Source organism: Psychrobacter sp. MES7-P7E, from assembly GCF_002863645.1.
In the GTDB taxonomy this organism is placed as follows: domain Bacteria; phylum Pseudomonadota; class Gammaproteobacteria; order Pseudomonadales; family Moraxellaceae; genus Psychrobacter.
In genome coordinates this window covers 1-26,228 of sequence record NZ_PJBU01000105.1, presented here as the reverse complement: position 1 = coordinate 26,228, position 26,228 = coordinate 1, and the positions used below count along the sequence as shown (strand labels likewise).

At 44.1% G+C, this 26,228-nt stretch carries 18 protein-coding genes; 8 read left to right on the top strand and 10 right to left on the bottom strand.

The genetic code is table 11. The features are described 5' to 3' along the window. Positions 1-55 precede the first annotated feature (55 nt). Positions 56-940: a LysR family transcriptional regulator gene (locus CXF62_RS09580; protein ID WP_102094142.1), complete on the top strand. Its 885-nt coding sequence runs from the start codon at positions 56-58 to the stop codon at positions 938-940. A gap of 164 nt (positions 941-1,104) precedes the next feature. On the opposite strand, the gene cobA is transcribed toward CXF62_RS09580, so the two are convergent. From cobA to CXF62_RS09555, 5 genes are all read right to left on the bottom strand, one after another. Then, positions 1,105-1,968, bottom strand: a complete 864-nt coding sequence (cobA, locus tag CXF62_RS09575) for a uroporphyrinogen-III C-methyltransferase (RefSeq protein WP_227522881.1) — start codon at positions 1,966-1,968, stop codon at positions 1,105-1,107. Between the two features lie 205 nt (positions 1,969-2,173). Continuing rightward, positions 2,174-5,677, bottom strand: coding sequence for a nitrate reductase (locus CXF62_RS09570; protein WP_102094141.1), 3,504 nt, complete (start codon positions 5,675-5,677; stop codon positions 2,174-2,176). After that, positions 5,674-7,152, bottom strand: coding sequence for an NAD(P)/FAD-dependent oxidoreductase (locus tag CXF62_RS09565; RefSeq protein ID WP_102094139.1), 1,479 nt, complete (start codon positions 7,150-7,152; stop codon positions 5,674-5,676). Before CXF62_RS09565 ends, CXF62_RS09570 begins: the two co-directional genes overlap by 4 nt. Positions 7,153-7,204: 52 nt before the next feature. After that, on the bottom strand, positions 7,205-9,394 hold the full coding sequence (locus CXF62_RS09560; RefSeq protein ID WP_322868755.1) for a bifunctional protein-serine/threonine kinase/phosphatase: 2,190 nt from the start codon (positions 9,392-9,394) through the stop codon (positions 7,205-7,207). A gap of 16 nt (positions 9,395-9,410) precedes the next feature. Beyond that, complete coding sequence (locus tag CXF62_RS09555; protein ID WP_102094138.1) at positions 9,411-10,919, bottom strand: NarK family nitrate/nitrite MFS transporter; 1,509 nt, start codon at positions 10,917-10,919, stop codon at positions 9,411-9,413. Positions 10,920-11,559: 640 nt separating this feature from the next. Between CXF62_RS09555 and nirB the strand changes: the two genes are divergently transcribed. Beyond that, positions 11,560-14,160, top strand: a complete 2,601-nt coding sequence (gene nirB, locus CXF62_RS09550; protein WP_102094136.1) for a nitrite reductase large subunit NirB — start codon at positions 11,560-11,562, stop codon at positions 14,158-14,160. A gap of 179 nt (positions 14,161-14,339) precedes the next feature. Beyond that, positions 14,340-14,690 (top strand): nitrite reductase small subunit NirD, encoded by a 351-nt coding sequence (gene nirD / locus CXF62_RS09545; protein WP_101204537.1) that lies wholly within the window; start codon positions 14,340-14,342, stop codon positions 14,688-14,690. Positions 14,691-14,829: 139 nt separating this feature from the next. On the opposite strand, the gene CXF62_RS09540 is transcribed toward nirD, so the two are convergent. Both CXF62_RS09540 and CXF62_RS09535 read right to left on the bottom strand, forming a co-directional pair. Beyond that, positions 14,830-15,657: a DODA-type extradiol aromatic ring-opening family dioxygenase gene (locus CXF62_RS09540; protein ID WP_101204536.1), complete on the bottom strand. Its 828-nt coding sequence runs from the start codon at positions 15,655-15,657 to the stop codon at positions 14,830-14,832. Between the two features lie 88 nt (positions 15,658-15,745). Then, positions 15,746-16,192, bottom strand: coding sequence for a DoxX family protein (locus tag CXF62_RS09535; RefSeq protein ID WP_101204535.1), 447 nt, complete (start codon positions 16,190-16,192; stop codon positions 15,746-15,748). A 161-nt stretch (positions 16,193-16,353) separates the two neighbouring features. Between CXF62_RS09535 and CXF62_RS09530 the strand changes: the two genes are divergently transcribed. After that, positions 16,354-17,262 (top strand): LysR family transcriptional regulator, encoded by a 909-nt coding sequence (locus tag CXF62_RS09530; protein WP_101204534.1) that lies wholly within the window; start codon positions 16,354-16,356, stop codon positions 17,260-17,262. Positions 17,263-17,349: 87 nt separating this feature from the next. On the opposite strand, the gene CXF62_RS09525 is transcribed toward CXF62_RS09530, so the two are convergent. Continuing rightward, positions 17,350-18,063: a DarT1-associated NADAR antitoxin family protein gene (locus CXF62_RS09525; protein ID WP_101204533.1), complete on the bottom strand. Its 714-nt coding sequence runs from the start codon at positions 18,061-18,063 to the stop codon at positions 17,350-17,352. Positions 18,064-18,486: 423 nt separating this feature from the next. On the opposite strand from CXF62_RS09525, the gene CXF62_RS09520 reads away from it, so the two are divergent. After that, positions 18,487-20,949: a heavy metal translocating P-type ATPase gene (locus CXF62_RS09520; RefSeq protein WP_102094135.1), complete on the top strand. Its 2,463-nt coding sequence runs from the start codon at positions 18,487-18,489 to the stop codon at positions 20,947-20,949. 124 nt (positions 20,950-21,073) lie between these two features. Further along, on the top strand, positions 21,074-21,466 hold the full coding sequence (gene cueR, locus CXF62_RS09515; RefSeq protein ID WP_102094133.1) for a Cu(I)-responsive transcriptional regulator: 393 nt from the start codon (positions 21,074-21,076) through the stop codon (positions 21,464-21,466). A gap of 520 nt (positions 21,467-21,986) precedes the next feature. Here the strand turns inward: cueR and CXF62_RS09505 are convergent. Next, positions 21,987-22,898: a LysR family transcriptional regulator gene (locus CXF62_RS09505; protein ID WP_102094130.1), complete on the bottom strand. Its 912-nt coding sequence runs from the start codon at positions 22,896-22,898 to the stop codon at positions 21,987-21,989. Positions 22,899-23,082: 184 nt separating this feature from the next. Between CXF62_RS09505 and CXF62_RS09500 the strand changes: the two genes are divergently transcribed. Beyond that, positions 23,083-23,760, top strand: coding sequence for a glutathione S-transferase family protein (locus tag CXF62_RS09500; protein WP_102094128.1), 678 nt, complete (start codon positions 23,083-23,085; stop codon positions 23,758-23,760). A gap of 128 nt (positions 23,761-23,888) precedes the next feature. Further along, positions 23,889-25,016 (top strand): zinc-binding dehydrogenase, encoded by a 1,128-nt coding sequence (locus tag CXF62_RS09495; protein ID WP_102094127.1) that lies wholly within the window; start codon positions 23,889-23,891, stop codon positions 25,014-25,016. 190 nt (positions 25,017-25,206) lie between these two features. Here the strand turns inward: CXF62_RS09495 and CXF62_RS09490 are convergent. Next, the coding region (locus CXF62_RS09490) for an SEC-C metal-binding domain-containing protein (RefSeq protein WP_185156631.1) at positions 25,207-26,228 on the bottom strand (1,022 nt) is incomplete at its 5' end.

Sequence of the window (26,228 nt, the reverse complement as noted above, 5' to 3'; positions counted from 1 at the left end):
ACAATTAGAAACAACCGTTTCTTGTTTAAGATACAATTATTAATGGTATGAAATTATGAATGGTATGAATCGGCTCGATATCAAGCAACTTAGAGTATTGCAGGCGCTACTTGATCTAAAAAACTTGTCGCAAGTCGCACGCAAAATGGGGCTGACCCAACAAGCCATCAGTGAGCAGTTACGCAAGTTACGTGAGGTGTTTGATGATCGTTTGTTTATTCGTCAAGGCAATAGCATGGTGGCAACACCAAAAGCGCTATCGATGCAGCAACCTATTGACCATATATTAAAGCAGTTGGAAGATTTGTTAGAGCCAGAGATTTTTATGCCGCACACATACAAAGGCATATTTACGATTAGTGCGACTGACTATGCGACGCAGGCATTATTACCGCAATTGTTTAATATTACGCGACGCGAAGCACCAGATTTGAAGTTAATCGTACGTGATTTTGCCTCAGACAATATCAATCAGCTGATTGCAGCAGGCGAGCTTGATTTGTTGATTACCTTCCCTGAATTTATCCCTGATAACTTATCATATGTGACTTTATTTGAAGAGCAACATTTATGCGTGACGGGTTGTGAAAATACCTTTGCCACAGAGCCATTGACGCTGTCGCAAGTGGCTGCACACGCGCAGCTAGTCGTGTCACCCTCGCGTGCTAATTTACGCGGCTCTCATGATCAATGGTTTGCAGAAAAAGGTCTAAAACGAAATATTGTGATGTCGGTTCCTAGCTTTTCGGCTGTACCAGATATTTTGCACACGACTGACATGATTGCGTTTTATCCTTCGCGATTATTGCCGAGCAATAAGGTCAAAGAACTTGAGGTGGAAGCATTGCCGCCTACTTTTAAGGTCATCGCAGCATGGCATCCACGTACTGCTGACAGTGGCATACATCGTTGGTTAATCGAGCAATTACGAAATCTATAATAAGTAACTTAGCTATAGCCAACCTTGAAACGACATCGAACACTCTTAAACTTGATGTAAGTATTATCTAGACTAAACATGGTTCTACACAAGATTCTAGACGGGTGCACATAATCACCTTAGTAACAGTTTCTTAAAATAACAGTCTTTTAAACATAGTTATCCTACGCAATACTCTCCAAATTGGGTATTAAATCATTACTGCTTATCACTTTATCAACATCAACAAACTCACCTTTACCCATGGCGCCAAGATTATAGTCTGCAAACTCATGATATAAAGTGACCACATCACCCATAATCAATAGTGCAGGGGTTGGCAGTTTTGCTTCAGCTTGCTGATCAGCGATATCACTTAATGTGCCGATAAGTACTTGCTGCGTTGGCATACTGGCATGACTAATGATAGCAAAAGGCGTTTCGCTGTCACGTCCGCCTGCTATCAACCCTTGTGTCATCTCATGCAAACGGTGCAAACCCATGTAAAACACAACTGTCTGGCTGCTGTCCATTAGCTCACTATAATCGTTATTAGGCGCGCCATTTTTTTTGCAAGCAGTAACAAACTTGACCGATTGAGCATGGTCACGGTGCGTTAGTGGAATTCCTGTACGGCTAGCAGCGGCACTGGCGGCAGTAATACCTGGAATAGACTCAAAATGAATGCCATGACGTACCACTTCCTGTAGCTCTTCGCCGCCGCGTCCAAAAATAAAAGGGTCGCCACCTTTTAAGCGAACCACCATCTTACCTGCCAGCGCGTGTTTGACCAGTAGCTCGTTAATACTTTCTTGTGGCAATGCATGATTGGCGCGGCGCTTACCAACGAATATTTTTTCAGCCGTGCTCGCGCACATATCCAAAATATCCTCAGACACCAGACTGTCGTATAACACTACCTCTGCGCGCTGCATTACTCGCCACGCTTTTAATGTTAATAGCTCAGGGTCACCAGATCCTGCGCCAATCAGATGCACAGTGCCTCTTTTGGTGCAAGTTTGCACGTTTTCTGCGCAGTGTTGATCCATTAGCTGATAGGTCTCATGCATTGAGGTAGCGGCAGATATATTGGTCATGGTGGTGACTCCTGATAACAGCGTGAATACAGCAAAATGGGCAACCACAAGCAAAGTTGTCAATAAACCCCTACCCTAAAATGGCTTATTGTTCATAACACAACACTCAACCAGTAATTGCATATAAAAGGCTGCAAGCGACGTGCCATAACATCATTTAAGCTTGTGCCAATGGGCCGCATTCTGCGATTAATGCGTTAATTTGCCCCACGCAAGAGCCACAATTGGTACCTGCTCGGCACTGCTTACCCACTGCCGTCGCACTAATACAACCATGCTGTGTGATAGCGTTGAGAATGGTATTTTTTCCAACTGACATACATGAGCACACTAAAGGTCCTGGATCAACATAGCCGCTGGCAGGCCGCCCCGCTAGCAACCATTTATATCGTTGATTAACAGGTATTTGACTAGTATCCGTAAAGCAGCTATCGAGCCAACGTACACTCGGTAATTGCTTTTGCGTTGGAGCAACATAAATAGCCATAATCAGTTGTGTGCTGGGTCTCTCATCATCAGATGACCCACTATTTATGGCAGCGTTATTTGAGTCCGTCTCAGGCGCAGATTGCGTCACAATAAAACGCAATTGATTCTGTACATTATCGACCGTAAACGCCGTATGCATGACACGCTCTTGACAGTTTGGCTGTGATAATGATTGCATAGAGGCCATAAACTGCTGCCAAAACTCGGGGCACGCTAAGGTACTGCTAGCCTCCACCATCGGGCTAGCGAGATTTATCAAGACACTGTTATTTTGATGACTCAAACTCCAAGTAAGTGCAGGTAATGCCTCTGGCAAAATATTATTCGAATGTGCTTCGCATTTTGTTTCAGACAATTCTTTCTCTGACGATTGCGCAGAAAAATTGGCCAAAATAGTACGTAGTTGCACTATAACGGCGTCTTGCCACTCAGGATGCACCAAAATCTTGCCAAATGATTGCATAGGAACGGACGTGACACTGATCGCCGAATTTTTGAGCTCTGGCTGCCCTGAATGTGGATCGACGACTGTTGGAATAAGGGGACCTACCCGAGCAAAGCTAGCAAAAGCATTGCTCCAATGCATGGGCATAAACGCATCACCAACGCGCAACGTATCGCTAATGGCAACTTGCGCCATTACGGTACTTGCGGGCTCGTTGCCATCCCTAGCCGTACTCATCGCGATATCAATGACTATGCCATTATTGGTCACGCCGTTCTCATAACTTTCATACTTTCCGTAGTTTTCATACCTACGATGCAGTTGCACAAAATCATTGTCTTGAACACCTAGCTGCCGTGCATCATTAGGATGTATGGTCAGTGTCGGTACTGGCTGATGTTGATTTAACTGCGATGCAAGGCCAGTGCGAGTCATGGTGTGCCATTGATCACGCAGCCTGCCAGTAATCAGGCGTACATGAAACACTTCGTTTTCAGATTGAGTATCATACTCAACCTCGTGTTTAGAGGGTGTTCGATTATCAACAATCAGTTGGGGTTTTTGCCTGCTTTGATATCGATGCACATTAGCTACGCTCGCTTCATTAGAGGGTGTAATAGCGATTAACTGTGACTTAGTAATAGTAGCAGCGGAATTAATAATCTCGTTTTCTAAAGGTTTTATCTTATCAATCATAGAGATACGCGTGCCACCCCATTGAAACGGTAGCATCTCTTCGTATGCTTGCTGACTGAGTACGATTGGCTGATGTATTTGATTGCCGTTCTGGTTAATATGCTGGCTAATATATTGTTGAGCAGGTTTATCGGCTGGTACCTCATCTGTCATTAAAGCAGACAAGTCTTTGCTAAGGTTCAGATAACGAGGGTAATTCTTATTAGAGTGAGATGTTCTGTGGCTATGCGTATTACCATCAGCGGTCAATGCCACATGCTCATTAAATATCTCGCTAGGATGTTGGTAATCAAACCCCGTTAATCCCATTCGTGTGGCAACTTGAGACAGTATCCACCAATCTGGTTTGGCAAGCCCTGCTGCAGGCATTAATGTCCGCTGCCGAGAGATACGCCGTTCAGAATTGGTGACCGTTCCAGATTTTTCACCCCACCCTTGAGCAGGCAGTACAATGTCGGCACACTTTACCGTATCACTGTCTACCGAGCAATCAGAGACAATTACCAAATCACATGCAGCAAGCGCTTGACGAAAATTATCCGCATCTGGCAAGCTGACCACAGGGTTGGTGGCCATAATCCAAATGGCCTTGATACGACCATCCAATATGGCAGCGGCAGCATCGCAGGCTTTGACACCCACGTTTGGGGAGATAGGTTGAGGCGACTGCCAAAAGTCTGCCACAAGCTGACGATGATCGGCATTGTCTAGTTCTAAATGCGCCGCCAACAGATTTGCAAGGGCGCCGACTTCTCGTCCACCCATTGCATTAGGCTGTCCAGTAAGTGAAAACGGACTGGCCCCTACTTTGCCCACACGCCCCGTGAACAAATGGGTATTGGTAATAGCATTGACCTTATCGGTTCCGCTTTGTGATTGATTAACGCCCATACTAAAGGCAGTGACTGTTTTATCAGTGGCGGCAACGCATTCATAGAACTGGCGGATACTATCTGCCGACACTTGGCAGGCGTGTGCAACTTTGTCAATGCTCCATGCTTTGGCAACATTCACCGCATCATCAACGCCCAAGCTTTGGTTAACATATTCATCATCTTGGCAACCCTGCTGATCTAGGTAATGCAGCAACCCATTATATAAATGTGTATCCGTACCCGCAGCAATTGGTAAATGCAAATCAGCAAATTCACAAGAGTCCGTACGGCGCGGGTCTATTACAATCAGTTTTTTATTAGGATTGGCTTTTTTGGCTGCTAAAAATCGACCAAACAAAATAGGATGGCACCACGCCATATTGGAGCCTACCAGTACCAATAAATCACAAGCTTCCAAATCCTCGTAATTACCCGGCACAAGGTCTGCACCAAACGCACGTTTGTGCCCAGCTACTGCAGATGACATACACAGCCGAGAGTTGGAGTCGATGTTATTATTACCAATAAACCCTTTTATAAATTTGTTAGCCACGTAATAGTCTTCAGTCAGCAATTGACCTGAGACATAAAACATAATGCTGTCTCGCCCGTGTTTAGCGATAGTGTCATTTAAACGACTGGCTACGTCATCTAAAACGGTGTCCCAGTCTGTCTGATTTATAAGTGGCTTGTCGGATACGTCTATAGCATTGAAATCATTACCCAATTGCATAGGCTGATGCTGTTTCATGACTGCTTGCTTGTTTTGATAATATGGCTCGGTCAAGCGGCGCGCAGTGCCCAGTGTTTGTGCTAGCGCACTCCCTTTGGAGCACAATTTACCAAAGTTAGCCGGATGCTCAGGATCTCCTTTAACGCTCAGCACCTCTGTCTCATTTACGCTCGCTAAAACACCGCATCCCACTCCGCAATAAGGGCACGTCGTGCGGATAGTAGTGATAGAGCTATCAATCGAGCTATCAATCAAATCGCCATCAGAAGACGTCAGTGCTTTTTTTATATTTTTGGCAGCACTTATATCATGTGTTTCAATGACGCAGTCTGTTGCTTTTTGCACGCTATTAGGTAGGCCGTTCGATTTATTAGCTGATACTACTTTGCTTGCAGCAGATTCATTGGCAATAGCGTCATTCATAATGCATCCTCTAACAGTTCAGCCGCTTTATGATGATCGACGTTCTTGTCTGTCTCATTAAATTCTATATCTACTTCCGTAGTTGGCAAATTGTTAAGTGTGATTTCATCCAAATGACAATATGCCTCACCAAATATGAGTGTGTCTTTGATGGACGTAATATCAACGTTATCTATAATCAACTGGCTATAAAAGCTGCCATCGCTGGTGTCCCCATAAAGCACAGCACCAATGAGTTTGTTTTCTTTGAGGTACAGACAGTGATAATGGTCTAATTCAGGCTGACGATATACGAGAGTCTCAATGGTGTCAGCGACCTCATCATCAAAAGCAATTTGCCCTGCAGAAAATGCCGACATGCCAGATACTTTTAATTTTAATGACAGCGGCTTACTGACAAAAGGAACCCAGTGATCTGGTACGGCAGCTTTATTGCCTATCACATTTATATCGCTTTCTATCAAATCATCTTTTAAAACCGTAACCAATGTATCTACCTGCTGATTGACCGGCGCCACCATTCCAAATAGCTCGCCCTCTCGCTCTATACACTCACCAATCGCATAAACATTGGGACAACTGGTATGCATAAAATCATCGACCACAATACCGCGATTGACCTCGAGTCCGCTTTGCTTAGCAAGCGCTGTATTGGGTATCACACCCACTGCCATCACGATAAAATCGGCCGCTAGCATGCGCCCGTCTTTTAAAGATAGTCCGCATACTTCTCCTGCATCATTCATCTCGATGGCCTCAGTATGGGCAGAAACCGCGAGACCAACCCCTCGGCGACTGAGCTCAGCTTGCAGAAGCTCGGCAGCTGACAGGTCTAATTGGCGATTGAGGACATAACCGTCCATATGAATGACCGTCATGCTCGCGCCCTGTGCCGCCAAGGCGCAGGCAGCCTCCAATCCCAGTACGCCACCGCCAATCACCAACCCCGTTTTTCCTTGGCGGGCATAGTCCATCAGAGCGGTCACATCGGCAAGGTCTCGAAACACATGCACGCCCTTAGCCGTGTGATTGGGGAACGGAATGACTCGAGCAGTCGACCCTGTTGCCATCACTACCTTGGCATAATTGAGTGTTTGCCCATCATCTAGCTCAATACACTGGTGCCTGGTATCTATTGTCTCTACTGCAACCCCAGACAACACGGTGATACCTAGCTGCTCATACTCTGAGTTGTCATATAAATAAGTATCTTCAAATGCTGTGTCGCCAGCCAATACGGGTGATAACATAATTCGGTTATAGCCCACGTGCGGCTCTTTACTGATTAACGTAATTGGCAAACGGGATTTATCATTATTCGATTGCGTGCGAGCAAGCTCAATGGCAAAACGACTGCCTGCCATGCCCGCTCCGATAATAACGATGCCAGCGTTTTTTTGATGGTCTGATGCTAAGGCGTGAGTGTTGGTATGAGTATCTACCCTAGTGGCGGCTTGCGATATAGATAACGACATAAACAGTAAGTCCCTTAGCCGCGCGGAGCAGCATTGAATGCAAAACAGCGTGTCATGAAAAGTATGCCAACAATAATAAAATGATGACAAACTCTATGAAGCAAATGCCATGCCATACCAGCAGAGGGTTACGCTTAATGAGGGGTTCTGGGTCACGGCTGTGTGCCTTATTATCGGGGTTAAAGTCCTGTAAAAACTCACCAATGGCTTGATAGCGCGCGTTAGTATTGACATGCAGCGCACGCATGAGTGCCTGTTGGCTGGCGTCAGGTACATTCTGCTGCCGTAGCGGCTGCGCGGGCATCATTAGTGTTTGGTTTGGCATCATTAGTGTTTGGGTATTAAATGGCAATTGTCCCGTCAGCAATTCATAGCCAATCACTGCAATTGAGAACAAGTCAGAATGCACACCTTTTGGTGCATCGGTGTAATATTCTGGTGCAGCGTAGTGCAAATCACCATTTGGTGGTCGGGTGCTGTCTTTTAAGATAGAGGAACTGGCGGAACCAAAATCAATCAGTTTGACGGCGCCTGATTTGGTTAAAAGAATGTTTTCGGGTTTGATGTCTTGATGCAACAGATAGTTGCGATGCATGACTCGAACCGCCATGCCAATTTTGGTGAGTAAATCAAAGGTTTGCCACACATCACAAGGCTCATGACGATCCATAAAGTCCCGTAGACTCTCACCGGCGATATATTCAGTCAAATGATATAAGTATGTGGTACTTGCTGGTACTGGATAGTAACGCAGCAGCCCCGACTCACTGAGCCCAGAACCCACGTTATGACCACTATTGTTGGATGCAGGATTGACAGACAATCGATTGGGATCAGCTTGATTGTAAGCCGACTCTCCTGCGCGGCGATGTTTTGATAGGCTCAAACCGATTTTACGTTCTTTTAGAAAATCACGCAGATAGTGACCATCGGCAACAGAGTCTAAACTGGGTGATTTTAGAACAAAGTCATGATTGTATTCATCTTGCACCCAGTACACGTGACTGCGAGCCGTACGAGCAATGATACCAATCACAGTAAAACCATCAATATGATCGCCTATCTGTAAATCGGTTGGCAGCTGGTAGCGATTCACATCATGTATGACCGTATCCAGATTATCAAAGTCAATGCCATCAAAATGACCAATACCCTTTGAGCCATTGATAGAAGTAAAATGGGCTGATCGTGTGTTCATACTCAGCATGACCATGCTTAGATTATCATGACTGCCTGCACTAAAGGCTTGCTCGCACACGGCTTGACTGGTGTTAAACCCTAGCGGTAATTTGTGCGTGGTGGCCATCAACTGAAATATATCAGTCGCACTGCTGCACAGCTCAAATTGCAACTCTGTGGGCTCTATATGCTCATAAACCCCATCTGTCATAATGGCCAAACATTCGTTTTGATGAAGGGTAAATACCGATTGTTGTAGCTCTAACTGGCTATCTGCGCCGATAGCTGCAGCAAGCGCTCCTTTGTCTTGGCCGCGGTGCACGCGATGATCTTTGCTCAATACTGTCAGACAATCTACCCCAACGCGGTATATTCGAGAGTCGCCTGTATGAAACAGGTGAATACGGTCACCGATACAGAGCAAGCCTGATAACGTAGACAACAACGGCGGTACCCGTTGATACGATTGAGGAAAATATAGGATATCGTTGGCTTTGTTGACTGCTGTTTTGATGATAGTGGCGACTTGATCATCATCAAAACTGATGGATGACGTCTCATCTTGTGATTGTGCCAGTGCAGTCAACCCTAATGTGATTTTGTGGGCAATGGTATTCACTACCAGTCGACTTGCCTGTTTTGGAAACTGACAAGCGCTGACCCCATCTGCCATCAGCACCAATAATGGGGCTGATGAGGACGGGTGAGATCTTGCTTGAGATATTGAGCGATTAGCATTAGATGATTCTGCATCTGAACATTGATAGGGCAAGCAGGTGGTGATAAGTAAGCTGTCTTGGTTTTCAGTCTTGCGACCTGCCATAGTGAAAAAATCAAGCCACCATAATGCAGTACTGGCATCAACAATATCCTTACTGTCACCAGTCTTATCAATAGCGTGGCTATCAATGCGCTGGCTGACATCGTTGGTAACAAACTGACCTGAGCCTATTAGAGATGACGGATTGCCTGTATTAAAATGAACCGCCATCTCATCAGCGTTTTGGTACATATCACCATCCGCATTTTGACTATTGTTTCTATTGGCGTGTGCTATCGTCATCTGTCTTCACCCCGTACTATCTATGACTCACTTGTATTTCGGCAAATGTGCCATCTGGCATCTCTTCAATAATGATGCCTTCTGGCTCTTTTAAGAGAAACAATGCAAAGAATCCAACCACTGCTGTCGCGGCAATTACAAAGAAAAACACTTGATAAGACACCAGGCTCAACACCGTTAAATACACCACTGATCCAACATTGCCATACGCGCCTGTCATCCCTGCAAACTGCCCTGTCATACTGCGTTTGATCAGAGGAAGCACTGCAAAAACAGCACCCTCACCTGCTTGTACAAAGAATGAGCAAAACATTGTGATTAACAATGCTAATGCCAGTGGCCACGTTGAGTCAAGGAAGCCCATTAATAGATACCCGATGGCCAAACCAGCTGTCAAAATCAACAAAGTAATTTTGCGACCAAACTTATCACTGAGCCAACCGCCACCTGGGCGTGACATGAGATTCATAAAGGCATAGCTCGATGCCAATACCCCTGCCATTACAATCGATAAACTAAAAGTTTCTTGGTAAAACAAAGGAAGCATCGACACGACGGCAAGCTCTGAGCCGAACGTAGCAAAATACAAAATATTTAAAATACCTACTTGCTTAAAATCATAACGATGCGCCACTGGTACAGGCGTGGTGAAAACCTCTTTATTAAAGCGGTAGCTACTAATAAACTCGTAAACATACAGTATCGCAAGGCCGATATAGACCATGGTGACACTAGACTGGCTCAGCAAGCTCACACCATCAGGTGATAGTTTCCACGCCAATAGGGCCAATGCCAAATACATAGGCAGTTTAAAAACCATCATTAACCAAAAATCACCTGATGACGTCACCATCATGGCACCTGATTTTTTGGGTTTAAAATAAGTAGCCCCTTTGGGTGTATTACGCGCCATCTTATAAAAAATGATGCTATAAATCGCCATCACTACCCCTGACGTGGCTGTTGCATAACGCCACCCTTCATCACCACCGAACACTGCTGCGGCACCAATCGCGATAGTCGGCAATAACAATGCCGCTGCTGCTGAGCCGAAATTACCCCACCCCCCATAAATACCCTCAGCCGTCCCTAATTCATTGGTTGGAAACCAATCACTCATCAAACGGATACCCACCACAAAGCCTGCACCCACAAAACCCAGTAAAAACCGAGACAGTGCCAAGGTGTTGTAATCCTGCGCGAACGCAAAGGTAAAACAAGGAATAGCACCAATGGCTAAAATGGCAGTATAAACAATACGAGGGCCAAAACGGTCTGTCAGCATCCCGATAATCACGCGGGCCGGAATAGTCAATGCCACGTTTAAAATGAGTAGTGTTTTGACTTGGTCTTTACTCAGATTGAGCGTTTCTCCAATCGCTGATAAAAATGGTGCATGGTTAAACCATACAAAAAAGGTAAGGAAAAATGCCATCCAACCTAAATGAAGGATTTTATTTTTACCCGTAAATGACAAAACATTAAGCTTGTCTTTACTAGATGCAACGGGGGCTGATGATGACATAGGCAACTTCCTCAAATGATTAACTTCAGGGTTCTGACAACGTACTAAAGGTACTAAGTGTTCAAAAAATGCAGTATTCAAATATGATAAGTAGCAATGTTTCAAGCAGTGCAATGGTTATGCCAGTTATTTGTGTACGCTGCCAGATCCATATAAAGATCAGCACTCGTTAATTATCCAAGCGCCTTTACTGGTGGGTCTATAACCATCACCACACCTGACACTTATGCTAATAAAGCATTAATAAAGCAGATTTAAAACACTCCATCAGCCTCCCTTATAAACAGCAATAACATCCAACTTGGGGCACAGCAGTAACTATTTTGGTGCATTAATTTTTGATATCGCTGTCATTAACAATCGTGCTCACCCTGATTTTTGGCAAATAGCAACGCTAATCATGCTGACATAAAAACCTTAGTATATAAGCGACTGGTCTCGATACGGCATACCTTTATGCCTAATAGCAACGCGCAAAAACCTAGCTAATCGAAGTGCTCTGGCATGATTATTGAATGCTCTGTAATAGTAGGTATTAAATGCTGTTTATCAGCTGTTGTTGAGAGACGGAGCCGTTTATAGCGTGATAAAAAATAAACGATGTCCGTATTCAACCAGCCCCATTACTAAGGACAGACGCATGATTAGCACTGCATTGAACACAGAAAACAAAGGCAATTTGGTGGTGATTGGCAACGGTATGGTCGGTCATCACTTTATTGAACGAGCAATTGAGCAAGGACTGCACCAGCAATTTGATATTCATGTATTTGCTGAAGAAGACCGCCCTGCTTATGACCGTGTTTATTTGTCGAGCTACTTTGAACATAAAGATGCCAGTAAGCTGAACCTAGTAGATTTAACGGCTTACGAATTATCAAAAGTTAATTTGCATTTGAATCAATGCATTGTAGATATCGATTCTGCCAGTCAGCGTATTACTACTGAGGCAGGCGAGATTATTGAATACTCTGAATTGGTGCTAGCGACGGGCTCATATCCTTTTGTGCCGCCCATCCCAGGCCGCGAGCATCCGCACTGCCACGTATACCGTACCATTGCAGATTTAGATGAGATTCTAGCGATTGCTGAGCTACCCACTGTCAAAAAAGGCGTGGTGGTTGGTGGTGGCTTACTGGGGCTTGAGGCCGCAAAAGCGCTCGTGACGCTAGGGCTTGATACCTATGTGGTCGAGTTCGCACCGCAATTGATGGGCGTTCAGCTTGATGCCGCTGGTGGTGAGATCTTAAAGCGTAAAATAGAAGCACTGGGTGTCAAAGTACTGACAGGCAAAAACACCAAAGAGATTCTGTCTAATACTGCACGCGACTCTGATGACACTAGCAGTGATGGTCAACATTTAACCATGCAGTTTACAGATGGCACCTCTCTAACGACCGATATGATTGTGTTTAGCGCTGGTATTAGACCGCAAGACGGTCTCATTAAAAACAATCCCGAATGCGGTATCGAAATGGGCGGGCGTGGTGGCATCTTGATCAATGAGCAATGTCGCACCAATGTAGATCATGTTTATGCCGTAGGCGAATGCGCAGTATGGGACAATAAAGTATTTGGTCTGGTAGCTCCCGGTTACAACATGGCCAGTATCTGTGCCGCGCAAATCGCTGGTGATAGCAAACAGATATTTACGGGTGCTGACATGAGCACCAAGTTAAAACTGATGGGTGTGGATGTAGGTAGTATTGGCGACGCACATGGCTCAAGTGAAGGCAGCTTAAGCTACCTGTATCAGAACCCTGCTGAGGGAATTTATAAAAAACTGGTCACCACACCAGATAACAAACGATTGCTTGGCGCTGTATTGGTAGGCGACACCGAAGACTATAACAACCTATTGCAATTATATTTAAATGACATTGACCTACCCGCACACCCAGAAAGCCTGATATTACCCAATGTCGAAAAACCCGTGATGGGCATCGACAATCTGCCAGATACCGCCACGATTTGTTCTTGTTATAACGTGACCAAAGGTGCTATCTGCTCAGCCGTCGAAAACGGCGCATACTCCGTCAGCGATGTAAAAACCATGACCAGTGCTGGTAGTGGCTGTGGCGGCTGTGCCCCTATGGTCAAAGATACGGTCAGCTATCAACTCACCGCCATGGGCTTTGAAGTAAACAATGACTTGTGTGAGCACTTTGCTTACTCTCGTCAAGATTTATATAGCTTGATTCGCGTGCACGGTATCAAAACCTTTGATGAATTACTAACTGAACATGGTAGCGGTCATGGTTGTGAGATATGTAAACCAACGGTCGCCTCTATTTTGGCATCGTGCTGGAATGACTACGTACTCAAGACTGAGCTGACACCACTACAGGACAGTAACGATTACTACTTAGGTAACATCCAAAAAGACGGCACTTATTCCGTCGTACCGCGTGTGCCGGGCGGTGAAATTACTGCAGACAAGCTCATCGTACTGGGTCAAGTGGCGAAGCAGTTTAATTTATACACTAAAATCACTGGTGGGATGCGGGTCGATCTGTTTGGCGCACGCATGGAGCAATTGCCTGATATTTGGACGCAACTGGTGCAAGCAGGCTTTGAGACTGGCCATGCCTATGGTAAATCTTTACGTACCGTGAAATCTTGTATCGGTAATAACTGGTGCCGCTACGGCGTCGATGACAGCATTGGCCTCGCCTTGAGATTAGAAGATCGTTACAAAGGCGTGCGCTCGCCGCACAAAATCAAGATGGGTGTGTCAGGCTGTATGCGCGAATGTGCTGAGGCGCAAAGTAAAGACTTTGGCATGATTGCGACTGAAAACGGCTGGAATTTATTTGTCTGTGGTAATGGCGGTATTACCCCGCGTCATGGTGAGCTGTTCGCCACCGATCTGGATACCGAAACCATGGTCAAATACATCGACCGCATCATTATGTTCTATATCAAAACAGCGGACAAGCTACAGCGCACCTCAAAGTGGCGTGAAAGCTTAGATGGCGGGCTTGATTATCTAAAAGCCGTCATTATCGAAGACAGTTTGGGCATAGCAGATGAGCTCGAAGCACAAATGCAATTATTGGTCGACAATTACGTGTGTGAGTGGGCAGCGACGATTAATGACACCGAAAAACTCAAACGTTTCCGTCATTTTGTAAACAGTGAGAAAGGCGATGATAATGTCGTTTTCGTGACTGATCGTGAGCAGATTCGCCCAGCGACTGATGCGGAAAAAGCAACCATCAACCTGGTTGAATTGGCCTAGCCAATGATGAGTGCCTTGTTTGTTATCACAACAAGCAAGGTGCTGTTTTTTCCACTCATGTTTTTAGACTCAAGTTTTACGACTCATTTTTCTCAAATCATGTTTTGCAAATTGCAGCTTATCACTCACGATTTATCATTCATACAGAGCAATATTATCATCACTAAGGATACCGCCTCATGAACCAACAGACTATTTGTACACTTGACGATATCATTCCTGAAACCGGTGTCTGCGCCCTGATAGATGGCAAACAAATTGCTATCTTTCGTACCAAAGAGAACGATTTATTTGCTCTTGATAACTACGATCCATTCAGTCAAGCCAATGTACTGTCACGGGGGTTGATTGGTGGAACCACGATTACAGATGATACAGGAACAGCAAAAGAAGTGCTTTATGTGGCCTCGCCCATCTATAAACAACGCTTTAACCTAGCTACTGGCCAGTGTTTAGATGATGAGAGTATTGTGCTCAATACTTATAAATTCAAACTTGATGGAAATAATGTGGTGGCAAACTACGAATAATAAGCGACGTTATCTCTAATTTGATATGCCATTAATAATTGCTGTATTAATCTAAGACATCCTTTGATTCTGAGATTCAAAGGATGTTTTATTTTTGACAATTACGCTGAAACACCGTGATCTATGATTTTCAAAATACTTACCCAAACTGAAAAGCTGACAATTGCGTTTTTAGCACTTGCTGGGAGTAAGTCTTTTGGCCTTTATCACGTCCTGCTGCACCCACCGCTATCATAAGCGGTAACAAATGCTCTTCTGCCCCTAACGGATGTGAGTCAAGCGCATGAGGAGCATTTTTCCAATTAGCCAAGGCCGTGAGTCGTTTATTCGAATCTGCTGATTCTACAGTGTTCGTTAGCCATTCATCAAAACGCTCTGACGGTTCAGTAAAACTGGTATCGCCATAACCGCGCATATTATGAAAGCTCATGCCGCTACCGATGATTAGCACACCCTCTGTACGCAATGACGCCAATGCCTGACCAGCAGCCAAATGCGCTTGTGGGTCTAAATCATGACGCAGGGATAGTTGGACCACTGGAATATCCGCCTCAGGGAACATTAGCTTGAGCGGTATAAATACCCCGTGATCAAACCCACGCTCCGCATCTTGTTTATTGCTTACCCCTGCCTCTGTCAGTAGACTACTGACTTTCTCCGCCAATGCTGGTGCGCCTGAGGCTGGATAAGTCAAACTGTAAGTATGTTCAGGAAAGCCATAATAATCATAAATGAGATCAGGTTGCTTACTAGCGGTGATACTAAATTCAGCTGTCTGCCAATGCGCACTAATGATTAAGATAGCCTTTGGTCGCTCAGGCAAACGAGCAGAAATGCTCTTTAAAAACGTTGCCATCTCATACCACGTATCCGCTGGTTGCCAATCCATGAAAAAGCACGGCCCTGCACCATGCGGTATAAACAATACAGGCTGGCTAACTGACTCATTAGATAGAAGTGTTATCATGGCTTTCCCCTTGTTGCTTTTCTTAAATGGCTCTAATTAAACAGCTTTATTCACGAAAATTGAATAAAGCTATTTACAACTATAAAACCTATCCTAATTTTTCTGACAATACCTTATCCATACTGAAGGAACCGCCACCTTGGATGGCTAGAGCAAGCGAAGCCACCATCAATGTTAGCGCGTATTCATAACCACCATTATCAGCGAACAGCCCATTACTGATATGGACAGAAAAAATAGCCACCAACATGGTAAAAGCTGCGGCTAAAGCGGCCGGTCTGGTTAGCAAACCTAATACCATAGCCAGACCACCGAAGAACTCAGCACCGCCTGCGAGTATTGCCATCAGGTAGCCAGGCTCCATACCCATACTGCTTAACCATTGAGCCGTACCTGCCAGTCCGTTACCACCGAACCAACCAAATAATTTTTGGGCGCCATGGGCTGCTAAAATTAGGCCAACGGGTACACGAAGAACTAAGGCCGCTGCTCCAGCTTTTGATGTCAAAATAGTATTTAATAGTGATGATTTCATTGATGCTCACTCCATAACGTATGATTAGAATAAATAGTGTCGAAAATGATATAGGCACACTTTACTATCAACGCTATAAAAGAGTAAGATCAGTTATATTGAATAATTATCAACATACTGTTTATAATGGATTTGATATCGAGAGAATTATAGGGACAGATATGGATAGAATCGATGCCATGCGTGCTTTTGTCGCGGTAGTGACAGAAGGCAGCTTTAGTAAGGCGGCAATTACGATGCAGCTCTCGCCGCAGCTAGTAAGCAAGTATGTAGCAAAGCTAGAGGAGGAACTACATACTCGCCTGCTCAACCGTACTACACGCAAAGTCAGCCTGACAGAAGCTGGCAGTCAATATTTTACGCATGCGCAGCAGATTTTATTGAGTATTGATGAGATGGCATCGCAGTTAGGCGGCTTACAGCAGCATCCCAAAGGCGTCCTGCGCATCAGTGCGCCCGTCTCCTTTGCCTTAAAGCATATGGCAAAACTCATCACTGATTTTCAGGAGCGCTATCCGTCAGTTACCGTTGATCTGCAGTTGAGTGATCGAAAAGTAGATATCGTTGAAGAAGGGTTTGATATTGCCCTGCGTATCGGACAGCTCCAAAGCTCATCGCTTATCGCCAAGCAGATTGCTCCGATTCGCGTGGTGCTATGCGCCTCGCCTGAGTACCTCAAAGCTCATGGCACCCCTAAGCAACTTGAGGATTTAGAGTCGCATCGCTATTTGCATTATAGCTATATGAATGTAGAAACTAAGGGTCAAATCTACAAATACCTAAAGACCAAACAATTCAAAGAACGTAGCGTTTTCCATAGTAATAATGGTGACGTACTCGTTGAAGCAGCTATTGCAGGCGGAGGATTGATATTACAGCCAACTTTTATTGCTAGCGAAGCGTTGAGTACGGGCAAGTTGGTGGTAGTGTTGCCAGAATATGAACCTAGCCCTTTGGGGTTGTATGCAGTCTATGCCCATAGAAAACTACTACCTCACAAAGTCAGATGCTTTATCGACTTTATGACCAACTACTATGGCACGCCGCCGTATTGGGATGAGAATATATAGCTCTAAATATAGAGAAATAAAAAAGCCACGACACATTATGTATCGTAGCTTTCGGTTCAAGCAAACTTAAGCGATCTAATTTGACGATTAGATCCAACCTTCTTCTAATAGGTGCTCAGTATTGCTGATTTTAAAATTATTGCATAAGTCATAGAATGCCATTGGGTCTTCAACATTATCGAGCAATTCTCGTTTATGCAGCGCCACAAATAACGCTAACGCATACGCCGCGCTATGAATAGATTTTTTAGGATTAAAGGTAATATCAGTGAAGCCCTGATATTGAATCACTTCTTCATGCAGCTGAGGATTTTGCTTGAGCGCATTCACGTACAGCCAATCATAAAATGTCGTTAACGGCTCTACGCCCCACTCCATTCCAAAGTAATTGTAGCCAATGAGCTCGCCCGAAGTCATCAATCGCTCATCCTTTCGGGCTTGTCTTGGCGGCGCAGTCAGCAAATCCGTGTAAGGACCACCATCTTCAAAAACCATACTGGCTTGAAAAGCATTTTCGACACTATATGGATTGTCATCATGCTCATCAGTAATTTTTAAGCTAAACGGGCTTAATGGAAAACTCAGCTTATTACCAGATTTGCTAGACAGCTCTAACACATGCTTAAACCCATACTTTTTACGAATGACTTGTTGTAAGTCATTGATGGATTTTTTCTTTTGTCTGGTCGCAAATCCCACATGCCGCTCAAACATAACCATATCCGTTTTTACCAAATTGTCACTGTTGACTTTGGGCATGAATACAGGTCTTTGTTCTATCGTATTTGGTACTTCTTCCATAGTGATGTGCCTTAATATCAATGGTCTTGTATAAATGTTTTATGTTAACGGTGCTGATATCACCTGCTGTTGACGTTGTACTCTGTCATTGCTAGCAGCATTTCTTATTATTGGTATTTTCTTCGCTAGCAGTCAAATACAGTGAATTGATCTAGAGCTATCGAGAGTTATCGAACCCTATCAGCGCTCGCTGGGCAGTTTATCTTATTATCAGTCATTTATCCTGCCCTATTTTAGAATTAATGCCGCCATACCTTCAACAATAAACCATAATCGAGCTATTTTGTATTCAACGATAAATATAAGACGCTACTATAAACGGGTTTAAAAGTATTTAAAGAAATACGCTTGACCTTACCATGATGTCAACCTATATGCTGTCACTTTAGATTAAAAACAGAATTAAAAACGACAGAGGTTGTTATGAAAACAAAAAACACCAAAACACCTACTTATCATGAAGTACTGAGCATTGAAGGCATGAGTTGCGCGTCTTGCGTCGGACGTATTGAAAAACAATTAAAAAATATTGAACATGTTGAAAACGCCGAGGTAAACCTTACCACTGAACAGGCGACTGTTTACTCATCTCAGCCTTTAGATGTTACCCAGTTAAACAAAGCGGTAGAGCGTGCAGGCTATAAAGTGACTGAAACCAAGCCTATCGAGCTATCCATAGAAGGCATGAGCTGTGCCTCTTGCGTTGGACGAGTAGAAAAATCCTTGGCCAAAGTCGCTGGCGTGCAACAAGCTACTGTAAACCTTGCAACTGAACGCGCTTGGATTAAAGGCGATGCGCAAATACAAACGAGTGAATTGATTGAGGCCGTTAAAAAAGCGGGCTACGAGGCCAAACTGGTAGAACAAGACCAAAGTAATCGACAAGATAAGAAAGCCTCGGAGCAAAATCAGCTTAAACGAGATTTAGGGCTTTCTGCGCTGTTGTCACTGCCCGTATTCATTCTCGCAATGGGCTCGCATATGATTCCCGCCTTTCATATGTGGGTGGTGAATAACCTCGGCACTCAGCAAAGTTGGTGGATACAGTTTGTTTTGACCACATTGGTACTCCTCTTTCCAGGCCGACGCTTTTATCAAAAAGGCGTGCCAGCCTTATTACGTTTTGCGCCAGATATGAATTCGCTAGTGGCGATTGGTACTATCGCAGCGTATGGCTTTTCTCTGATAGCGACTTTTATCCCGCAAGCGTTACCTGAAGGCACGGTGCACGTTTATTACGAAGCCGCTGCCATGATTGTGAGCTTGATTTTATTAGGACGCTATTTTGAAGCAAAGGCCAAAGGGCGTACTTCTGGGGCCATTCAGCATTTAGTAGGCATGCAGGCAAAGACCGCCCGTGTACAGCAAGATGGCAAAGTCATTGAAGTCCCTGTAGAAGACGTCACTGCACAAATGATCGTTGAGATTCGTCCAGGCGAGCGTGTGCCTATCGATGGCGAGGTGGTTGACGGTCACAGTTATATTGACGAATCTATGATTACGGGTGAACCTGTTCCTGTGAAAAAACAAGCAGGCGATCAAGTGGTCGGCGGTACTATCAATCAAAACGGTACCGTGAATATTAGAGCAACGGCGATTGGTGAAGATTCTGTGTTGGCACAAATCATTCGTATGGTAGAACAAGCCCAAGGCTCTAAATTACCGATTCAAGCATTGGTGGATAAAGTCACCATGTGGTTTGTACCAGCGGTGATGTTTTTATCAGCATTAACCTTTATAGTTTGGTTGATTTTTGGTACTGAGCCTGCCTTAACCTTTGGTTTAATCAATGCGGTTGCCGTGCTTATTGTAGCCTGCCCTTGTGCAATGGGATTGGCCACCCCCACCTCTATTATGGTTGGTACGGGTCGCGGCGCAGAATTGGGTGTGCTATTCCGTAAAGGTGAAGCGCTACAAATGCTTCAGGATGTGAGCGTGGTTGCCGTTGATAAAACGGGCACCTTGACTGAAGGCAAACCTACCCTAACGGATTTCCAAGTCCAACAAGGGTTTGAGAAAGAACAGGTCTTACGTGTGGTGGCATCGGTTGAAGCAAAGTCTGAACATCCCATTGCCTTAGCCATTGTACAAGCCGCAGAACAACAGAATATTCAACTGCTTCCTATCACTGACTTTGAAGCGATGACAGGTTTGGGTATCCAAGCAAACGTGGCAGGCCAAGTGATTCACATTGGCGCAGATCGTTATATGCAACAATTAGGGCTTGATGTCGCGCCTTTTGCACAAGATGCGCTACGTTTGGGGCAAGAAGGCAAAACCCCACTCTATGTATCTATTGACCAGCAGTTGGCCGCTATCATTGCCGTTGCCGACCCTATTAAAGAGACGACTCATGCCGCCATCGCCGCACTACATCAGTTGGGCTTAAAAGTGGCTATGATTACAGGTGATAATCACCACACAGCCCAAGCTATTGCCGCAAAATTAAATATTGATCAGGTAGTGACAGAAGTATTACCCGAAGGCAAAGTGGATGCAGTACGCCAGTTGCAAGAACAATATGGGCGAGTGGCATTTGTTGGTGACGGTATCAATGATGCCCCTGCATTGGCTCAATCCGATGTTGGATTGGCCATTGGTACAGGCACAGACGTGGCGATTGAGGCGGCTGAAGTGGTGCTAATGTCAGGTAGTCTGCAAGGTGTGCCTACTGCAATTGCCTTGAGTAAAGCAACTATCAGTAATATCAGACAAAATCTGGCTTGGGCATTTATTTATAATGTCGCCTTGATTCCGATTGCCGCAGGTGTCTTGTATCCCGCATTTGGTATTCTGCTCTCACCCATTTTTGCGGCAAGCGCAATGGCACTATCTTCCGTTTTTGTATTAGGTAATGCGTTACGCCTCAAGTACTTCAAAGTATAGTCAGCGAACTACTAAACCGCTACAGAGTGAATATAGAACCGTAAAGGATATCCATATAGGGTTTAAACCTTAATGGTTAAACCCTTTTGTTATTTGAGTCCCTTTTTAAGTTAGGAGGATAAATATGAATATTAGTCAAGCATCAAAGCAATCAGGTATCTCTACCAAAATGATTCGCTACTATGAGCAGATTGGCTTGCTAGAAACCGTAAATCGCTCGAACTCAGGTTATCGTTTGTATTCTGAAGACGATATAGACGACTTATGCTTTTTAAGACACTCTCGTGACTTGGGATTCTCATCCAAGCAAATGAAAGAGTTACTGTATCTGCGTAAAAATGCCAATCGTCAGAGCGCGGATGTTAAGCAACTGACACAAGAGCATATTGAAACGTTAAACCAAAAAATCGCTCAATTGCAAGACATGGTCGACTCGCTACAGAACTCTTTTGATCATTGCGCAGGCGATGATAATGCAGAGTGCGCTATTCTGGATGATCTAGGACAGGGTCAATAAAGTAAATGAGTTAGTTATACATTTTTTGCTAACCATACCTTGTGGGTTTTATTTTTAGGAATTAGCCCTTTGCTTACAAGTCCTTTTAAACATCCAAATCTGGAGTGACCTTCGATCAAATGTAACCTATAATCTAACTCAAGAAAAAGTGGTGCTCTTTTCCACGTGCGATTATGCTCCCAATACATTACAGTCTGTTTTGTATGCCTAATTAGTTTCCAGTCTGAATCTATAGAAACGCCACAAGACTTTATATAGCAGGTATTCACCCACTTTTGAAAACTAGGAAAAACTGTAGCACATGATATTTCGTCAATATATATATTTCCTGCTTGATCTGAATGAAGACCCATCAAATCTTTAAATTTCAAAATTACCTCACAATGCAGATTTCGGAACGTGTATGTAGACGTAATGATTCTCATACTATAAAGGTCACTTAATGTACTCATAAAAGGAGTTAATTTGCATTGAGTACCTCTCATACCCCAAATAAGCTGACTAGCACACTTCCCTTACATCAACGCTCATTTCCTACTTTTATCCTCTCAACCAAGAAATCGACGGCGGCTTTCACTTTTGGTACTAGATAGCGCTGTTTTTGATACAGCAGATACACGGCCATATCAGCGTGCTGCGTGATTGCTAACGGATGCTCAAATTTGATTTCTTGCAATGCGCCTGACTCAAGATATGAGGATAGTGCCCACCGAGTGGACATCAAAATCCCTTCACCATCACAAGCTTTTTTGGCTAGCCATGGTCCATTGTTTGAGATCGCGACTGCAGGTCCTGAGACATCATGCCACTGATCGTCGACATAGCAAAGCCAGGGCGTTGGCCCGTTTGGGGCTTTAAAATACAGGCCTTTATGTTCCTTTAATGCCATCACATGACTAGGTGCGCCATGCATCTCTAAATAACTGGGCGACGCAACCGGTATAAACCCATTATCCATGAGCCTAATGGCAAGCACTCGCTCATTTGGCGCATAACCACCGCGAATCGCAATATCGACATCGTCACGTCCTAATGCTGATAGCTCATCACTGAGACTGACATCTAGCACAATCTCTTGATACAACTCACCAAATTCATCCAGCAATGGTAGCAGTATTTTTTCACCAAAACCCACCATAGAGCTGATGCGTAAACGCCCCATTGGCGTCGTTTGATAACTGCGTACTGTTTCTTTACTTTGTTCGAGCTGATCCAATACTTGCTGCATATCGTCGTAATAGACCTGTCCTACTTCTGTCAATTTAACGATTCGAGTCGAGCGCTTTAATAATGTCGCGCCCAAGCTCTTTTCTAAATCAGATACTCGTCTTGATAGTGAGGGTGGCGGCACTTTGAATGCACTTGCCGCCTTAGTAAAACTGCCCGTTTCTACGACTTTGCTAAAATAATTGATGGCACGTAATTGATCCAACTGACCTCTCCATTTAGATGAATATGTGAGCATTTTCGCTTTATTATTGTCTTAAAAGCAATAGTGATTCACGTTATTCCTTATATATCACCACATTAAAACCAGTAATAATGTGTTTAATTTAAACGTTGCAATGAAAACACGATTAAAAATAACTTTTACGTCAACAATGGAAGAATGACTTATGATTACTTTGCATGGCTTTGCTGCAAGCAACTATTACAACATAGTAAAACACGCTCTTTTATATAAGGGTATCCCATTCCAAGAGGACCTTTTGTACGCTGGTAGCGATGATCTACTGACCGTCAGTCCAGTGGGTAAAGTACCTGCGATCACCATGCCTGACGGTTTTAATCTGTCAGAATCTAACGTAATTTGTGACTTCCTTGAAGAAACGTATCCAGAAAAGCCGCTATATCCTGCCGATACAGCAGAACGCGCGACTGTACGTCAGATTATGAAAATAGCAGAGCTGTATTTTGAGCTACCAAGCCGTCGACTGATTCCATATGTATTTTCTGGTACTCAAGCACCTAACGCAGTCAAAGAGGAAGTCCGTCAAGTATTGGGCCGCGGTATTATTGCTATGAATCGCTTATGTCAATTTTCGCCTTGGATTGCAGGCGAGCAATTCACCATGGCTGACATCTATGTGCATCACGTCAACACTATTGTCAACGCTTTTGGAGCGACTCAGCTTGAGTGGGATGTACTGGCAGAGGTGGACGGCATGAAAGAATGGAACAAAGCCATGAGTGAAACCGACATTGCAAAAAGTGTTCAGGCAGACAGTCAAGCAAACATGCCTGAGTTTATGCAACACGTTAAAGCTCTAATCCAAGCCGCAAACGCTAAATAACATATGACAGTGTGGCTACTAAAAATGAGCCACATTAAGAAAATTACTAAAGCTCAATAACCTAAAGAACGGCCAATACCGTAAAGGGATTGGTCTAAAAAATCTAACTATTTGCAGGAGCAAATCTTATGACCGATAAAAACAAACAACTGGTTTCAACCATCAGTGATGACAACAAATTAACCCTGTCTTTAAAAGACATCGAGATGCCGCAACCCGGTGCTGACGAAGTTGTCGTTCGCATGGAAGCCATGCCATTGAACCCTTCTGATTTTGGTGTGATGTTCAGCGCCGCTGATATGTCAACCGCTGTACAATCAGGCACTGATGACAGCCCGATCATTACCGCTGATGTGCCTGCGAAATTCATGCCATCACTCAAAACGCGGGTAAATAAAGATACGCCAGTCGGTAACGAAGGCGCTGGTACAGTCGTCGCAGCAGGCTCATCAGAAGCCGCTCAAGCACTCATGGGCAAAATGGTTGCGGTGATTGGTGGCGGTACATATCGTCAATACCACTGTGTCAATGTAAGGAGCTGCATAGAAATGAAAGACGGCACGACAGCTACCGAGGCCGCATCGTCTTTTGTAAACCCGCTCACCTCACTGGCAATGGTCGAAACCATGCGCGCTGAAGGCCACAAAGCCATCGTACATGCAGCAGCCGCTTCTAGCCTTGGTCAAATGCTAAACCGTATCTGTATGGCAGACGGTGTTGATTTGGTGAATATCGTACGTAAAGACTCGCAAGAAAAGCTATTGCGCGATATGGGCGCAAAGTATGTGGTGAACTCAAGCAGCGAGACGTTCCTTGCTGATTTGACCGCCGCGATTACTGAAACAGGCGCTACGATTTCGTTTGACCCTATCGGTGGCGGTAAGCTCACCAGCGATATTCTAAACTGTATGGAAGCCGCTATCACTCGTGACGTAGAAGAATACAGCGTCTATGGCTCAAATACCTTTAAACAAGCTTATATTTATGGCGCCTTAGACCGTGGTCCAATCACCTTAAACCGTAACTTTGGTTTTGCGTGGGGTGTGAATGGTTTCTTATTATTCAATGCACTTGGCAAACTTGGTAGTGAAACGGTTCAGTCCATGCGCAAACGCGTGGCAGAAGAAATCACCACCACCTTTGCGAGCAGCTATACGCATGAAGTGACGCTAGAGGAAGCACTACAATTGAAATCAATCGCCGCTTATGGCAAACAGGCGACTGGTGAGAAGTACTTGATCAAACCTCAAGCTTAATAATTGTTTGAAGCATAATATAGAAATAAAAAAAGCAGATATTCTAGGATGTCTGCTTTTTTGTGCTTGATTGCTATAGCAACGTTTATTTTAGAGTCGAATAATATTTATTCATTGTAATAATTCTTCTTTAAGTTTCTATTATGAAATATTTTTTAGCGTAAATTTCTAATCAGAAAATTGTTAATACCTAAAGGCCATGACATCTTTTATACTTTTTTCCACTTCCGCAAGGACATGAAGCATTACGGCCGACTTTTCGTTTTTGCTTTGGCTCTAACTTTCCCTTAACGGCATGATCGGCTCTAGATTTTATTTGCTGATTCATCCGTTTCGCATCTTCAAATATGAGCATATTTTCTTTAGTCTGCTCCACTGGAACATTAATTTTTAGAGGTTGTGCCGCTTCATAAACACCTCGTTTACCAACTTTAAGTAGTACCCCTATTAGGTTTTCTACTTTAATCGATATAGCAACAACACTTGCTTTATGGTTTACCTTCTCCCATTCAACTTCATATTTTGAGTTTTGCATCCAGACAAGAATTGGATTAGCTTCCCCACCAAATGCGAAATAGCGAGCTGGATGCTGTTCGATAGTTTTGTCTAGATCAGTAAGGTATTTTGCAAAGTTATTACGTGCTTCCTCACCAAAATCTCGAATTAGGCTATCGACAGAGAGCCATCCTGGTTCACGAGAAATATCAAGTGCTGAAAGTACCTTTAAAACCACTTCAGGAAATTCTTGAGTAGGTTTTGAGCTTGTTTCCCATTGTTCACTTGCGAAAGCGCTGTCTACAACGTCACTCATCCCATTATATATTACTAAACTAGCATTTTCGTCCTTAGACTGGTCAATGATATCCTGATCAAAGCGATTTTTAGTTAGGTAAGCTCCTAGATGATCGAATTCATCGAAAAGAAGTCCTTGTTTAATGCCTGCAATTGCTTGTCGCACTTCCATATAATGTGCAAATACTCCAGGAGTAGGCAACATACGTCTTAGAACAAAAAGGTCATCAATGGAAATCGAAACAAAACTATATTGCCCAACCAGTGGTTTTACTTGGGGTAAGTTTTTAGAAAATGATGAAAATGGAGAGAATGACTCAACTGTTAGCCCAATGGGGATCATTACACGATAGTCTGAATGACGGAGTTTTCCTACTTCCTCATATTTTCCATTTATTAGGTTGAATAGTGGGACTTCGT